Below are 14,571 nucleotides of genomic sequence, written 5' to 3'. Positions count from 1 at the left end.
CCGTTCGTCTATTCGACAACGCACCGACGCCACGATCTTGAGCTTCTCTGTCACTCCCGACCCCGTTGCTGCCGAAGCGCCGATAGGAATCTTCGACTCCGGCGTCGGCGCGCTGTCGGTGCTGCGTCACGTTCAGGCACGCCTGCCATCCGAACATTTGCTGTGCTTTGCCGACTCTGGCTACGCACCGTACGGCGGCAAGTCGGATGCAGAAATCATCGAACGTACGCTGGCAGTCGCCGCCTTCCTGGCAACACAGAAGGTCAAGGCCATCGTCGTTGCCTGCAACACGGCGACGGCTGCGGCCATTGACGCCCTGCGTCAGCAATATCCGGATTTGATCGTGGTGGGTGTAGAACCCGGCCTGAAGCCGGCAGCAGTATTCAGCAAGAGCGGCAAGGCTGGTGTACTGGCAACGGCAAGTACACTGGCCAGCCACCGTTTCATCGCTTTGCGTGACCAGATTGCCGAGACAACCGGCGTGACCTTCCTGACACAGGCATGCGTCGGTCTGGTCGAACAGATTGAAAAAGGCGAACTATCCTCGCCGGAAACTGCTGCGATGCTGGAACGTTACGTGACGCCATTGCTGCGTGGCGGCGCCGATACGCTGGCGCTAGGTTGCACGCACTACCCTTTTGTTCAGCCTCTGATAGAAGCGATTGCGCTGCGCGAGAGTGCTGTTCCGGTGACGATCATCGATACCGGTGAAGCCGTATCGCGCCAGCTTGAACGTTTGCTGCAGCAACGCGGCCTGCAACGATTCGAAAATATGCCGGGCTCGCTGCAGGCATTTACGACCGGCAGCCAAAGCGCACTGGAACATGCCTTCGCAAAATTGCTGGATTTACATCCAGAAGTCACCGCGCTGAAGGCCGAAACCACAGCCTGAACCGGAACGAAAATGTCTTTTTTATTCTTTCCCATTATTTGATTTGCCAGCAGCCCATGAATTTTGTATAATGCGCAGCTGTGTTGCAAAACATCGCAAGACGCTCGTTGTAAATCAGTGGTGGCTGTAGCTCAGTTGGTAGAGTCCAGGATTGTGATTCCTGTTGTCGTGGGTTCGAGCCCCATCAGCCACCCCAAGAATTCTAGCCGTGCCCTATGTGAAAACATGCGGCACGGCTTTTTCTTTGGTGCTTCCAACTCAACTGTTTAGGCTGTATACAAGCTTTATCTTCCTGTTTGACTCTATCATTTTCAGGGAACAGCCTTATAAGAACACTCCGCTCTCACTGGTAGACAAGTGCAGCTTGCCGTTGCCAGACATTGCCGAGGCCTTGACGTGTTAGTTGAAGGGCGTGGAGTGACGGGGTGGCTTTTACAAGCCTGAGCTGCCTGTATGATGTTTGCATAATCAAATTCAAGTTGAAACCGACATGCATCGCTGCCTGATTATTGAAGACGATATCCATAATGCGAGTTATATCGCCAACGGTTTGCGTGAGCGAGGGTATGAAGCAACCGTGTGTGCGGATGGCGTGGATGGCATGGCACGGGCGCTTGATGAGCAATGGGACGTGATCATCCTCGACCGCATGCTGCCGCAGGCCGTGGATGGATTGTCGATACTGGATGCCTTGCGCAGCATGGGCAAACGCACGCCCGTACTTATCCTGAGCGCACTGTCGGCAATCGATGAGCGGGTGCGCGGATTGCAGGCTGGCTGCAACGATTATCTGACCAAGCCATTTGCCTTCCCTGAACTGGCTGCGCGGGTAGAGGCACTGGTCAGGTGGACGCAGCCGACGGAAGTAGAGCGCGAGTTGTACATGGCCGACCTGAAAGTGAACCTGCTGACCCGCAGCGTCGAACGCGAAGGACGCACCATCACTCTGCAGCCAAGGGAGTTCCGCCTGCTGGTTTACATGATGACGCATCAGGGGCAAATCCTGACTCGTACCATGCTACTGGAAGCCGTATGGAATTATCAGTTCGATCCGCAAACCAATGTCATCGACGCGCACATCAGCCGCTTGCGCAACAAGATCGACAAGGGGTTTTCCATCCCGCTAATCCACACGCGGCGCAATCTCGGCTACATCATGTCGCCCCATCTGCACGGGGAAAAGGCCGACGATAACAACGCACAAAAAAATACTGCAAAGCCGGCTCAATGAAACTGCCGACTTTCAAACCGTGGGGGTCGACCGCCTTTCGCATGGCGTTCAACTATAGTGCCTTGCTGGTTCTATCCATGCTGGTGCTGCTTGCCGTTTTTTACATGCAGACCGTGAATGTGCTGCAGAGCCGTATTGATCGCCAGATCTTTACCAATGCACATCGCCTGGAGAACGATTTTGTAGCGCATGGCGCAGCATCGCTGGAGTTGCAGATCAAGGATATTCTGCGTGACGGCGTGTATTCGGATACGGAAATCTATCTGCTGCTCAATCCCTACGGTGAAAAGGTAATTGGCAACATCCCCGCTGTGCCGTTCGGTGTCAAGGACAAGGTGGGCATGGTGGAAGCACGCGTCATCCGCAATGGACGCGAAACCATAGGCCGCATGCACATCCAGCATTTGTCGGACAACAGCATCCTGGTAGTCGGCAGCGACATCAACCATCAGCTTGAAATCGAACGCCTGTTCGATCGTGCCAGTCTGATCGCAGGATTGATCGGCTTGCTGATGTCCGTCGTCGGCGCGCTGCTGTTCCGTCGCGAACTCAGGCTGCGCATCAGCGGCATACAGCAAATCGTGACACACATCGAGGCAGGTGATCTGAGCCAGCGCATCCCCGCTTCGCAGCAGGAGGATGAATTCTCCCGGCTTAATCGCGACATCAACAGGATGCTGGATCAGCAACAGCGCCTGATGGATGGCGTACGCCATGTTTCCAACACCATTGCGCATAACTTGCGCACACCCATGACGCGCATCCGGCTGCGCCTCATGAAGAGTGAACACGAAGGCGCGCAGGCACGCGAGGAGGCATTACAGTTTGCCCTGCAGGAGATCGAGGAATTGGGCATCATTTTCGACAAGCTGCTGAATCTGGCAGAGGTCGAATCCGGTACGCACCGTCAGATTTTTTCGCCGGTTTCGCTCAACGATGTGGTGGCTGACATAGTGGAATTCTACGAACCTGTTGCCGAAGAAAAATCCATCCACTTCAGCGCAGTCTTCGATGCAGATCCGGTGATCAATGGAGATCGCGAACTGCTGGCCAGCGCCATCGGCAATCTGGTCGACAATGCATTGAAATACGTGAACGATGGCGCGACCGTTAGCATTCGTACCACACTCGATGCCAGCGGTGCATCCATCATCGTTCAGGATAATGGAACAGGCATCCCCGCAACCGAATTATCGCGGATAGGCACGCATTTTCATCGTCTGGATCGAAGCCGACCAGGTTACGGTCTGGGCTTGGCCAGCGTCCTGGCTATCGCACGTTTACATGGCGGCAATCTTGAATTTTCCGACGCCGCACCAGGATTAATTGTCCGTATGACACTGGCGCCCCATCCGGCATAAAGCCATGTCAAAAAAGCGGATGCTGTCTCCGCCTGCCCACACGTTACCGAATGGTAATGCTAACACCCTCCTCTTCCACGCCATCTACCCGTAAGATTCACCACATATACGCTGCGTCTTTCTGCATTCAGAAAACAGAAAGAAAAAGACCGTGTACACACGTGAATCTAAGGATAAAGAAGCATGCAACAATTTAGAAAAATAACTATAGCAGCAGCATTCGGAGCAAGTGTAGTCGCAGGCATTACGGGCTGCGGCAGCAAGGATAAGGAACTGCCGGCACCGGAAGTACAGGAAGCACATGCAGCGGTGTCCGCCATCAAGAATGGAAACGACACTTTGCGCTATCCAAGCACCGCACCACAATTGGTCATGCTTGAATCGCAAAGTATTCCATCGTCACCAGTACCATTAACTGATCAATTAAGTGCGCATCTCGTTTACGACGATGACGTCACTGCGCGCATAGGCATCAGCATTTCCGGGCGTATCGTCGCGTTGAAAGCGACTCCGGGCGATATAGTAAAAGCTGGTCAGGTACTGGCAGAAATCGACTCTCCTGATGTCGGCACCGTCTATGCAGATATCAGCAAGTCGCGCGCCGATGAAGAGCACAAACGCACAGTTCTCGAACGCGCCAAGGATTTGGCACAAGGCGAGGCCATCGCGCTCAAAGATCTGGAAAGCGCACAGGCAGACTATACGCAGGCAAAAGCAGAAACAGCGCGCGCCGAACTGCGCCTGAAGAATCTGAATCCGAACGGACTCGCCATACGCGGCCAACGCATCAGCCTCGTTAGTCCGATGAACGGCGTCGTCACAGAGCGTACCGCGACTCCTGCTTTGGAAGTCAGCCCTGGCATGTCATCCCCATTATTCGTCGTCACAGATCCCAAACGTCTGTGGCTGATGATAGATCTGCCGGAAAAAATGCTAGGACGCATCAAGCTGGGCAGCGCCGTTGCTGTCGAGAGCGATGCCTATCCCAACGAACGCTTCAGCGCGAAAATCGTGCAGCTTAGCCAAGCCGTTGATCCAAATACTCGCCGCGCCACAGTACGCGCTCGCCTCGATAATCCCGGTGCAAAACTGCTGCCGGAAATGTTCGTTCGCGCCTCCATACTGCAAGATAACGGTACTGGCATACCAGTACCTAACAATGCCATCGTTACGCGTGGCATCTATTCCTTTGTCTTCGTGCAGACCGCACCCGGCGAATTTCATCGGCGCAAGGTCAAACTGCTGACGCAAGGCAGCAACATCAGCTATGTAGGCGAAGGACTTCAAAGCGCCGAACTGGTTGTCGTCAAAGGCGCGTTATTGCTGGACGCAGAAATGAGCGCGAGCGATAGCCATGATTGATCGACTCATCGTCTTCGCGATGACGCAGCGAATGTTTGTCTTTGTACTGGTTGGTGCCTTAATCGGTTTCGGTGGTTATGCATTATCGAACTTGCCGATTGAAGCCTTCCCCGACGTGCAAGACGTGCAAGTGCGCGTCATCTCACAGCTATCCGGGCAGGCGCCGGAAGATATGGAGCGCTCTGTCACCTTGCCGATCGAGCGCGAGATGGCTGGTATCCCACGCCTCACTAACGTCCGCTCGGTCACCATGACCGGCTTGTCTATCGTCACACTCACATTTGCCGAGGATACTGATAACTACTTCGCACGCCAGCAAGTAACGGAAAAATTATCAACCATAGATCTGCCTGCCGGTGTAAAGCCGGAGCTTGCGCCACTCTCCACCGCCGTTGGTGAGGTATATCGCTACACCATTGAAGCGCCTGGATTATCGGACACCGAAATCCGCACGCTGCAAGATTGGACCATCCGTCCGGTTCTGCGCATGACGCCTGGCGTCGCCGACGTCGTCAGCTTCGGCGGTGCAATCAAGGAATACCAGATCGAGGTCGATCCACTCGCACTGCGTAAGTATCAAATCACGCTGGATCAGCTCAGCCAGGCAGTCAACAATGGCAGCGGCAGTGCTGGTGGCGGCTTGGTCCGACAAGGCGATGCATCCCTGGTCGTGCGTTCCGCTGGCTTGTTTGGCAGCACCGAAGATATACGCAAAGTAGTCGTCGCAGCACGACAGGGGCGAGCAATCACTGTGGGCGACATTGCAACAGTGCGCGAAGGCGAACGCCCGCGCTTCGGCATCGTGGCAGCAGATCATCGCGACAGTATTGTCGAAGGTATTGTCTCGATGACCAAGGGTGGCAATCCATCCAAGATCAATGCCGAATTGAAGCAGCGTATCGAACAACTGCAGCCCAGGTTGCCGCCAGGCGCGAAGATTATCCCGATCTATGATCGTACTGAACTCGTGCGCCACACCGTCACCACGGTGGCAGAAAATCTGATCATCGGCGCCTTGCTGGTCATCGCCGTACTGGTCGTATTTCTCTCCAGCTGGGTTGCGGCGCTGATCGTTGCCACCGTGATCCCGCTCTCACTGCTGTTCGCCTTCATTCTGATGAATGCACGTGGCGTATCGGCCAATCTGATCTCTCTTGGCGCCGTCGACTTCGGCATCATCATCGATAGCGCAGTTGTAATCGTTGAAGCCTTGATGGTGCGCCTGGCCGTCAAAACCGTGCACGATGCCAATCCACACGATGCACGCTCGCATCGCTTGAGCGTCCTGTACCGAACGATGAAGGATATGTCGCACCCAGTGCTGTTTGCCAAGGCCATCATCATTCTGGCGTTCGTGCCTATCTTCACCTTCCAGCGCGTGGAAGGAAAGATCTTCACGCCAGTGGCACTGACACTCACGTTCGCCCTGCTTGGCGCAGTACTGCTGACATTTACGCTGGTACCGACCTTGCTGTCGTATGTGCTGCAACGGCGCACACTCGCCGAGAAACACAAGCCGTGGCTGGATTGGCTGCAGCAGCGCTATCAGCGCGTGCTGGAATTCACAATGAAGCACGCGCGCGCGACACTATGGATTTCCGCCATTCCAGTCGTCATTGCGTTCTTGCTTGCGCCGCGCCTCGGCAGTGAATTCATGCCCAAGCTGGACGAAGGCAATATCTGGCTAACCATCACATTGCCCACCTCGGCCTCGCTGGAAATCACCAAGGACGTCGAACGTCTGGTACGCGCCAAGCTCATCGCCTATCCCGAGGTAGCGCACATCATCACGCAAGCCGGCCGCCCTGACGATGGCTCCGATCCCAAGGGGCCTAACAATCTGGAAAGCCTGGTCGATCTCAAGCCGCGTAAAACATGGCGCTTCGCCGACAAGGAATCTCTCGTTGCCAATATGTCCGAAAGTCTGGCAGCAATCCCCGGCATCACGACCAACTTCTCGCAAGTCATTCAAGACAACGTAGAAGAATCCCTGTCAGGATTCCGCGGTGAAATCGTTGCCAAGATCAGCGGCAACAATCTCGACATCCTGGAAAATAAAGCATCGCAAGTTGTCGGCGTCGTCCAAGGCATACGTGGTGCTACCGACGTTGAAGCCACACGCATCGGTGGACAGACTGAGGTCGTCGTCACCCCAGATCGCATGCGCCTGGCGCGCTACGGCATCACGGTTGGCGATGTCAACACGCTGGTAACGCAAGCGATGTCCGGTGTGGCTGTCACCAGTTTCTTCCAGGAAGACAAGCGCTTCGATGTCGTTGTACGCATTGGAGAAAAGAACCGCAACAGTATTGATGCCATCGGCAATCTGCAACTCGCGATACCCGGCTCACAAGTCGGCAATGGTCCGGGCACCATCGCTCTCAGCGACGTCGCCACTATCGAAGTCCGACAAGGCGCTTCGCGCATCTTGCGTGAAGCCGGCTCGCGTAGCGTCATCGTGAAGATGAATCTGCTGGGTCGTGACCAGGGTAGTTTCGTCGAAGAAGCGCAGCGCGCCGTAGCCGAACAGGTGAAACTGCCACCAGGCTACGACTTGACCTGGGGCGGTCAATTCGAAAACTCGCAACGTGCGGCCAAGCGTCTGATGGTCATCATTCCATTGACCGTGTTGCTGATTTTCTCTTTGTTGTTCTGGGCCTTCCGTTCCGTTCGCCTGGCAAGTCTGGTGCTCTGCATGGTGCCATTCACACTCATCGGCGGTCTGGCTACATTGGGCCTGTCTGAACTGCACTTGTCAGTATCTGCTGCGGTCGGCTTCATTGCGGTCGCGGGGATTTCTGTACAAAACGGCGTCATCATGGTCGAGGAAGTGATCCTGCGAGTACGCGAGGGCGCTGAAGTTACACAGGCAATTGTGCAAGGCGCCGTTATCCGTCTACGACCTATTCTGATGACAGCACTCATGGCTGGCCTGGGCTTGCTTCCTGCCGCTCTTTCTCGTGGCATCGGTAGTGAAACCCAACGTCCATTCGCCTGCGTGATTGTCGGTGGCGTCATCACCGGAACGATCTTTACGCTGCTGATATTGCCTGTCGCGATACGTTTGTTCGGTAATTTTTCGGAAGCCAGCGATAGCGCCGACACTATGCCGGCCGGCCCAACACCTGCATTGAGCAAGGAATAAGCGAAATGAAGAATCGAACATTTGATCAAGCAATGCCATCCATTTCGACACGCCAGAAATCAGGCCATGCACAGCGGCGTATCGTCATCGCAGCAGCCATCAGCTTATTGGCTGGCTGCGCTGTCGGCCCCGACTACAGCAGACCTGAATTGACACCGTCAACGGGGTTTTCTCCTAAACCGCTCCCGACAGCAACGGCTGCCTCGCCGGGACCAGGAGGAAGCTCGCAGCATTTTGTTTTGTCGCAGGATATTCAGGCAGATTGGTGGACATTGTTTCGCTCGCCACAATTGAACGCATTGGTTGAGAAAGCCTTCGCCGCCAACCCGACTATCGAGTCGGCACAGGCAGCGCTACGTGTCGCACAGGAAAATGTCTATGCACAACGCGGTTTTTTCTTCCCGACTGTGCAAGCCGGTTATTCGCCGGCACGTACCAAGATCGCCGGCAATCTAGGCGGTAATTCGCCTGGTCTGCAAGGCAATGGTAGCGACATCAGCACCACCGAAAAACCATCCATTCCGTTTGTTGGGCCGGTTATCTACAATTTCCACACGACGCAACTGACGGTGGGATTTGTACCCGATGTATTTGGCGGCAACCGCAGACAAGTAGAATCGCTGGAAGCGGAAGCGAAGTATCAAAAGTTGCAGCTCGAAGCTGCATACATCACCCTGGCTTCCAACGTCACTGCCGCCGCCATTCAGGAAGCCCTGTTACGCGAACAGATTGCGATTATCAATCGCATCATCGAATCCAATTCGCATTCGGTGGAATTGGTGCAGCGACAGTTGAAGGCTGGTTACGCATCGCGACTCGATCTCGCTATGCAACAGACCACATTGCAGCAGGCGAAAGAGCAATTGCCTCCCCTGCAGAAACAGTTTGAGCAAACGCGCAATCTGTTGCGCGCACTTGCAGGTGGCATGCAGGATAGCGATTTGCCTGAGTCCTTCGATCTCGCTTCATTGCAGTTGCCGGAAAATCTGCCTTTGAGCCTGCCATCGCAAGTGATTGAACAACGCCCGGATGTACGTGCGGCGGAAGAACAATTGCATGCAGCCAGCGCCCAGATCGGTGTTGCGCTCGCCAACCGCTTGCCGCAGTTTTCTATCGATGGCACTTGGGGCGGCGCTGCAAATCAGTTCAGCCAGATGTTCTGGAGCTCCGGGCGCTTCTTTGAATTGGCTGCAAATATTGCCATGCCGCTGTTCGATGGCGGCGTATTGCGCCATCGTCAACGTGCGGCAGAGGAATCGTATAAGCAAGCCGCTGCGCAATACAAGGAAACCGTCATCACTTCATTCCGGAATGTGGCCGACACCTTGCATGCAATCCATGCCGATGCCGAATCACTCAAGGCTGCAGCAGATGTCGCCGATACGGCAAAAATCACTTTGGAATTAACCCAAAAGCAGCATGCACGCGGCTACATCGATCGTCTTACATTGATCACGGCGGAACAGGGATACCGCCAAGCGGCCTTGAACGTTGCGCAAGCTCGCGCTACACGTCTGGGGGATTCGGCAGCGCTATTCCAAGCCTTGGGTGGCGGATGGTGGAATCGCGCGAACGAAGACAAGAAAGCAGCGGCAGATACTGCCATCGTGGCAAGCAGTTCACGCGATTAAGAGCTTGAGGCGATAACTATAGCGAATGCCTGTGCCCTGTCCTCAGTCAGGCGATTGTGAATTGCCTGCCGATCGAAACAAAGAGTATCGGCACGACACTCTTTGTTTCAATCAGAACACCACCCTATCGCGATCAAATCCGATGCCCTTCCTGAATCAACAGACAGGGTATCAACACACTCATTGTTGATAAAAATGCGTAAGCGGCCTCCAACCACCCACTGTATCCCCGCAAATCAGCACCGTAGTTCCTCGCTGAAGTATCATATTTTCAATATCTGCCAGAACTTCCACGATCTCGTAACGAGATAGGCGATTGTTCACACCGGTCATTTTTCCGCGTCTATCGGCTTGATATGCATGGGCCGACAATATCTATTTACAATAGTGCAAACCATCCATTTGCAAATCTTCCGGAATCGCAAGGAGCCGACATGATCTTCAGACAGTTGTATGAACCTCTTTCCAGCACCTACACCTACCTGCTTGGGTGCGAAGAAACCGGGCTGGCCATATTGATTGATCCTGTGATCTCGGCCATGGAGCGCGATCTGATGGAAGTAAAGCGCCTTGGATTGAGTCTGGCCTGTACTGTCGATACCCATATCCATGCAGACCACATCACGGCGGCTCGAGAACTCAAAAAAACGGTAGGCAGCAAAATCGCCATGCCGGCCTATGATCGGCTGCCTTGCGCCGACATCCGCATTGAAGAAGGAACGCCGCTGCAAATCGGCAGCATCGTCCTGCAGCCATTACATACTCCGGGACACACGGCCGGGCATTTTGCCTATTTGTTCGACGATAGAATTTTTACCGGCGATGCCTTGCTGATAGAAGCCTGCGGCCGCACCGATTTTCAGAACGGCGATGCCGATGCGCTGTACAAGAGCGTGCAGGAAAAACTGTTTACCCTGCCGGACGACGTGCTGGTATATCCGGCACATGACTACAAAGGCCGTCGGGTCTCTTCAATTGCACAGGAGAAGGAACGCAATCCACGTTTGGGTGGCGGCAAAACGCTGGAAGAATTCAGGGAAATCATGGCGAATCTCAAGCTGCCCTATCCCACCTTCATCGATTATGCAGTACCGGGAAATCGGCAATGCGGCGTCTGCCCTCCCGATTTACCGGACCAACTGGCGACCTACTGCCACCAGATGACAAGCAGCCTGCAAGGCTGATCGCTGCATTTCTTAAGCGCACATCCTGTCGGGTCAATAAAAAAGCCGTCGCTAGCGACGGCTTTTTTAGCTTGCAACACTGAGCGATATCAGTGCCCGGACAAGGCCGCTTCAGCAGCTTCGTTTTGCTTGCGGATTTTTTCTTTTTCAGCATCTTCGGCGCTTAACGGCGCTGCATCGGTCGCAGTTGCTGGTGCAGCCTCGGATGTTACTGCAGCAGGTGCAGTCGCTTCCGTTTTTTCGGAACTGCAGGCAGCCAGGGACAGGGCCAGCAAAATTGCGGCGAATAAAGACTTGTTCATTGTTCTTCCTTTTGGTAATTCTGAATTCATGTAAGTTCAAACGACTGCTGATGAATATCGTTTGATACGGATAGTCTTGCGACGCCATGCTGCATGCGTCACTGAAGCTTTGCCGGACTATAAAATAGCTTAGCAAAACGGTAAATTGTGGACTTCACTTAGCCATGTCACGAGGGCGCACAAGCCCGGCGCAGACATTGCGGCTATCATATGCAAGGTCTTCACTTACTCGTCGATACACATGCCTCATACCCTGCTCGATACCAAAGCACTGGAAGACGTGCTGGAAAAATTTGCCGACGCACGCGACTGGCAGCAATTCCACTCCCCAAAAAACCTGGCGATGGCTTTAACAGGAGAGGTTGGCGAATTGGTGGAAATTTTTCAGTGGCGTACAGAAGAAGAATCATGGCTGGTCGCGCAGGCACCGGAAACGGCGCAACACGTACGGCAGGAGCTGGCCGATGTTGCCTTGTATCTGATACGTTTGGCCTCCGTGCTGAAGGTCGATCTGAATGCCGCGATTCAAGACAAGCTGCTCATCAACGCAAAAAAATATCCGCCATTGTAGAATTCGCCCCGCGCGAACCCTGACGATGATTAGCCATTACCCATAGATTTTTGAAATTTTCCATGATCAATACCTTCAGCACGCGAACAAATACTGCCAGCACATTTACCGAATGGCTGCGTGAGCAAAATCAGGCCGACTGGGATGCTGCAATCCATCACCGTTTCATCGATGAATTATTTGCCGGCACGGTGGCCGACGATGTGCTGCAACATTATCTGGTGCAGGATTATCAATTCATCGATCGCTTCGTCGCGCTGCTCGGAGCAGCCATCGCCAGCGCCGATCTTTTCACATCGCGCGTGCGATTCTCCCGCTTTGCCGCGATGATCACCAGCGATGAAAATACCTACTTCCTGCGTGCTTTCGATGAATTGGGCCTGCCTGAAAAATACCGTACAACGCCGCCGCTGACTGCGCCGACCAAGGCTTTTCAAGACTTGATGACGGAATCTGCGGAAAGCCGGATCTACCCCTTGTGCCTGTCAGTACTGGTCGTTGCCGAATGGCTGTACCTGAGCTGGGCCGATCGTCCAGGTGCCGCCTTGCCGAAACGCTTCATCCATGCAGAATGGATTACGCTGCACAATAATCCGGCCTTCGCCGAATTCATCGGCTGGCTGCGCGCCGAACTCGATCGTACCGGCCCGCTGCTGAATGCACAGGATCAGGCGCGTTGCGCTGCCATGTTCGGGCGCGCAGTAGCGCTGGAGCGTGCATTTTTCGATCACGTTTACACACCTCTCGACTACCCATGAATCCAAGGCCGCCTGCATATAGCGGCCTGCCACCCTCATTAAAGGAACACGATGTCTTTTACTGCCGAAATCTGGAAAGAAAATTCCGCCCTGTTTGAAACCATACGCACGATGCCTTTCAATCAGGAGCTTGCTGCAGGCACCCTGAGCAAGGAACGCTTCCGTCATTACATGATCCAGGATGCGCATTACCTGGTCGCTTTCGGCCGCGCCCTCGCAGTCGCTGCCGCCAAGGCCGACAACAGCGATGAAGTCGCACAATTTTCAGAAGCTGCGCGCATTGCCATTATTGTCGAGCGCAGTCTGCATGCGGACTTCATGGAGCAATTCAATGTCAGTCCTGCGACCTTTGCCGCCACGCCGCTTTCACCAACAACACATCATTACTGCAACTATCTGGTTGCGACGGCATGGAGCGCTTCATACCCGGTCGCGCTGGCTGCCCTGCTGCCCTGTTTCTGGATTTATGCAGAAATAGGCCGCGACATTCTGGCCCGTGCCGCGAAAAACAATCCTTACGATGCATGGATCGCTACTTATGCGGGCGAAGAGTTCCATGCTGGGGTACGCGGCGTCATCGCAACGGTAGATCGTGTGGCCAGCGTGGCCAGCGCAGAAACGCGCCGCGACATGCATAGTGCGTACACGCATGCAGCAAAACTGGAATGGATGTTCTGGGATTCGGCTTATCGTCTGGAGCAGTGGACAGTCTGACCGTCTGACGCGATACCCGGTTTTTCAGCTGTCATATAGAGCTGAAATTCGTTATGATCGAATCAGGGTGAGCGATAGCTGCATGCGAAAAACATCCTTTCATCTCGCAAACATTTCACATCAGACAGGAGCCCAAGATGGACGAAGAAAGTTTCAATCTCAGTATGCGAAAATTCCTGAAAATGGTCGGTGTCAGTTCCCAGAATGCCATCGAAAAAGCAGTGGAAAAAGCCCTTGCAGACGGACACATCAAGGGCGGTGAATCCTTCCCGGCAAAAGTCACGCTGGAGATTGAAGGCATCAAACTGCATATCGTATTTGATGGAGAAATACGCCTCCAGTAAACAAGTGGCGATTTCAGCCTCGCAAGGTTTACATCAAAAAAAATCAGACGCACAGCAATGGGCGTCTGATTTTTTTTGCTGTGACAAGTCGCTGTCAGGTGTTGCTCACCGTGACAACATGCATTGTTCAGCGACTGCTACCATTTGTACGGCGGAATCGCCATCGTCACCAAAGTGGTAATTTGCGCTTGCTCGACCATGTCATTCTGACTGGTTTCTGCCGATACAGCGATCGGATTCAAGATCACAAACAGGGAGCCCATCGCGGCAATCGTACATAGACATAAAGTGTAAAGGCGTTTCATGGCATCACTTTCAATTCTGGAGTGAAGTTTCATCTCATGCGGATGATCAGGCAGACTCGTTAACGTTGGTCGGCCAATGCATGGAAATATGCGACCCGAGGGACCGAACATTTTTTCTGTCCGCAGCCAATGGCCAGACACTCTTGTCGCGCATGTCTTTCAGCATCGAAGCCGCCCATGGATTGCGCTTGGCACGCCATCTCGAATTCGCCGCACCCAGTTCGGAAACAAATTGAGGCGTAAAAATACGCGGCTCGGTAAGGCTATAGGCAGGGCCGGTCGCAGGTGTTTTATTGCACAGGTATTTCAATGCCTGGTTACGTTTTTGCCGCAAAGTCATTTCAACAGGATCAGGTTTTTTTTTGGCAATTTCACGGCAAGCCTTGATATAAGCAGGCCACTCGACTGTCACACGGCTTTTGAAAAGAGTGGAAGCATCTTGCAAAGTTGTTTGGAGGATAGACATAATTCACCTCTGATTTTTATACTTCGGTTCGATGATATTCAGAACACTCTAACTCCGGACTGCTGCCGTCTCATGTCAGTCAAGTTCATCAATATGACCGTGGCGGCTTGAGTAGAATCGTATCTGCGTTATGAATTGGATAATATAGGACAGTGCCCCGATTACTTGTAGGAAAAAGAGAAGCCAGGGCCCTGAATGGCGCATTCATACCGGAGAATGTCGCCTTGGTACAGACAGCCGTGTTGCATTGCATGGGAAATACGTTTTGCCGATTTGTTGTACGCTTCGCTACCCGCATTCATTTA

Annotated in this window: 14 protein-coding genes and 1 tRNA gene; 12 read left to right on the top strand and 3 right to left on the bottom strand. The window is 53.7% G+C overall.

Annotated features, from left to right (window positions below; genetic code table 11):
* Window positions 1-37: 37 nt before the first annotated feature.
* The 8 genes from murI to ACIQW9_RS01515 all read left to right on the top strand — a co-directional run bounded on the left by murI (window position 38) and on the right by ACIQW9_RS01515 (window position 10,806).
* Window positions 38-892, top strand: a complete 855-nt coding sequence (gene murI / locus ACIQW9_RS01550; RefSeq protein ID WP_402332093.1) for a glutamate racemase — start codon at window positions 38-40, stop codon at window positions 890-892.
* A 120-nt stretch (window positions 893-1,012) separates the two neighbouring features.
* A tRNA-His gene (locus tag ACIQW9_RS01545) sits at window positions 1,013-1,088 on the top strand.
* A 294-nt stretch (window positions 1,089-1,382) separates the two neighbouring features.
* Window positions 1,383-2,123: a response regulator transcription factor gene (locus ACIQW9_RS01540; RefSeq protein WP_402332090.1), complete on the top strand. Its 741-nt coding sequence runs from the start codon at window positions 1,383-1,385 to the stop codon at window positions 2,121-2,123.
* Window positions 2,120-3,484 (top strand): sensor histidine kinase, encoded by a 1,365-nt coding sequence (locus ACIQW9_RS01535; protein ID WP_402332087.1) that lies wholly within the window; start codon window positions 2,120-2,122, stop codon window positions 3,482-3,484. The genes ACIQW9_RS01540 and ACIQW9_RS01535 overlap by 4 nt, the downstream gene beginning before the upstream one ends.
* A 183-nt stretch (window positions 3,485-3,667) precedes the next feature.
* Entirely contained in the window at window positions 3,668-4,846 is a 1,179-nt protein-coding gene (locus ACIQW9_RS01530; RefSeq protein WP_402332084.1) for an efflux RND transporter periplasmic adaptor subunit, read from the top strand.
* Window positions 4,839-7,991, top strand: a complete 3,153-nt coding sequence (locus ACIQW9_RS01525; RefSeq protein ID WP_402332081.1) for an efflux RND transporter permease subunit — start codon at window positions 4,839-4,841, stop codon at window positions 7,989-7,991. Before ACIQW9_RS01530 ends, ACIQW9_RS01525 begins: the two co-directional genes overlap by 8 nt.
* Before the next feature lie 5 nt (window positions 7,992-7,996).
* Complete coding sequence (locus ACIQW9_RS01520; RefSeq protein WP_402332078.1) at window positions 7,997-9,622, top strand: efflux transporter outer membrane subunit; 1,626 nt, start codon at window positions 7,997-7,999, stop codon at window positions 9,620-9,622.
* A 434-nt stretch (window positions 9,623-10,056) separates the two neighbouring features.
* Window positions 10,057-10,806 (top strand): MBL fold metallo-hydrolase, encoded by a 750-nt coding sequence (locus ACIQW9_RS01515; protein ID WP_402332075.1) that lies wholly within the window; start codon window positions 10,057-10,059, stop codon window positions 10,804-10,806.
* 89 nt (window positions 10,807-10,895) lie between these two features.
* Here the strand turns inward: ACIQW9_RS01515 and ACIQW9_RS01510 are convergent, their stop codons facing one another.
* Entirely contained in the window at window positions 10,896-11,108 is a 213-nt protein-coding gene (locus tag ACIQW9_RS01510) for a hypothetical protein (RefSeq protein ID WP_402332073.1), read from the bottom strand.
* A gap of 241 nt (window positions 11,109-11,349) precedes the next feature.
* Here ACIQW9_RS01510 and ACIQW9_RS01505 point away from each other — a divergent pair, with 241 nt between their 5' ends.
* From ACIQW9_RS01505 to ACIQW9_RS01490, 4 genes are all read left to right on the top strand, one after another.
* Window positions 11,350-11,679: a nucleotide pyrophosphohydrolase gene (locus ACIQW9_RS01505; RefSeq protein WP_402332070.1), complete on the top strand. Its 330-nt coding sequence runs from the start codon at window positions 11,350-11,352 to the stop codon at window positions 11,677-11,679.
* A gap of 62 nt (window positions 11,680-11,741) precedes the next feature.
* Window positions 11,742-12,437 (top strand): TenA family protein, encoded by a 696-nt coding sequence (locus tag ACIQW9_RS01500; protein ID WP_402332067.1) that lies wholly within the window; start codon window positions 11,742-11,744, stop codon window positions 12,435-12,437.
* A gap of 51 nt (window positions 12,438-12,488) precedes the next feature.
* A complete protein-coding gene (tenA, locus tag ACIQW9_RS01495) occupies window positions 12,489-13,151 on the top strand; it encodes a thiaminase II (protein ID WP_402332064.1) in 663 nt (220 codons plus the stop codon).
* Window positions 13,152-13,288: 137 nt separating this feature from the next.
* A complete protein-coding gene (locus tag ACIQW9_RS01490) occupies window positions 13,289-13,495 on the top strand; it encodes a DUF6494 family protein (RefSeq protein ID WP_402332061.1) in 207 nt (68 codons plus the stop codon).
* A gap of 137 nt (window positions 13,496-13,632) precedes the next feature.
* Here the strand turns inward: ACIQW9_RS01490 and ACIQW9_RS01485 are convergent, their stop codons facing one another.
* Both ACIQW9_RS01485 and ACIQW9_RS01480 read right to left on the bottom strand, forming a co-directional pair.
* Window positions 13,633-13,800 (bottom strand): hypothetical protein, encoded by a 168-nt coding sequence (locus tag ACIQW9_RS01485; RefSeq protein ID WP_402332059.1) that lies wholly within the window; start codon window positions 13,798-13,800, stop codon window positions 13,633-13,635.
* A 46-nt stretch (window positions 13,801-13,846) separates the two neighbouring features.
* The gene (locus ACIQW9_RS01480) at window positions 13,847-14,266 is read right to left on the bottom strand and encodes a hypothetical protein (RefSeq protein WP_402332056.1); all 420 of its coding nucleotides are present in this window, start codon (window positions 14,264-14,266) and stop codon (window positions 13,847-13,849) included.
* Between the last annotated feature and the right edge of the window lie 305 nt (window positions 14,267-14,571).

This window comes from Herminiimonas sp. NPDC097707, assembly GCF_044761395.1.
Classification (GTDB): domain Bacteria; phylum Pseudomonadota; class Gammaproteobacteria; order Burkholderiales; family Burkholderiaceae_D; genus Oxalicibacterium.
The sequence above is the reverse complement of the archived record's forward strand: the minus strand, read 5'-3'. Positions and strand labels throughout refer to the sequence as shown.

Excerpts from the sequence above, each read along its gene's own strand:
- ACIQW9_RS01540 (WP_402332090.1), top strand. The coding sequence starts at position 1,383 with ATGCATCGCTGCCTGATTATTGAAGACGATATCCATAATGCGAGTTAT.
- ACIQW9_RS01515 (WP_402332075.1), top strand. The coding sequence starts at position 10,057 with ATGATCTTCAGACAGTTGTATGAACCTCTTTCCAGCACCTACACCTAC.
- ACIQW9_RS01480 (WP_402332056.1), bottom strand. The coding sequence starts at position 14,266 with ATGTCTATCCTCCAAACAACTTTGCAAGATGCTTCCACTCTTTTCAAA.
- ACIQW9_RS01530 (WP_402332084.1), top strand. The coding sequence starts at position 3,668 with ATGCAACAATTTAGAAAAATAACTATAGCAGCAGCATTCGGAGCAAGT.
- ACIQW9_RS01505 (WP_402332070.1), top strand. The coding sequence starts at position 11,350 with ATGCCTCATACCCTGCTCGATACCAAAGCACTGGAAGACGTGCTGGAA.
- ACIQW9_RS01535 (WP_402332087.1), top strand. The coding sequence starts at position 2,120 with ATGAAACTGCCGACTTTCAAACCGTGGGGGTCGACCGCCTTTCGCATG.
- tenA (WP_402332064.1), top strand. The coding sequence starts at position 12,489 with ATGTCTTTTACTGCCGAAATCTGGAAAGAAAATTCCGCCCTGTTTGAA.
- ACIQW9_RS01525 (WP_402332081.1), top strand. The coding sequence starts at position 4,839 with ATGATTGATCGACTCATCGTCTTCGCGATGACGCAGCGAATGTTTGTC.
- ACIQW9_RS01510 (WP_402332073.1), bottom strand. The coding sequence starts at position 11,108 with ATGAACAAGTCTTTATTCGCCGCAATTTTGCTGGCCCTGTCCCTGGCT.
- ACIQW9_RS01500 (WP_402332067.1), top strand. The coding sequence starts at position 11,742 with ATGATCAATACCTTCAGCACGCGAACAAATACTGCCAGCACATTTACC.
- ACIQW9_RS01520 (WP_402332078.1), top strand. The coding sequence starts at position 7,997 with ATGAAGAATCGAACATTTGATCAAGCAATGCCATCCATTTCGACACGC.
- ACIQW9_RS01490 (WP_402332061.1), top strand. The coding sequence starts at position 13,289 with ATGGACGAAGAAAGTTTCAATCTCAGTATGCGAAAATTCCTGAAAATG.
- ACIQW9_RS01485 (WP_402332059.1), bottom strand. The coding sequence starts at position 13,800 with ATGAAACGCCTTTACACTTTATGTCTATGTACGATTGCCGCGATGGGC.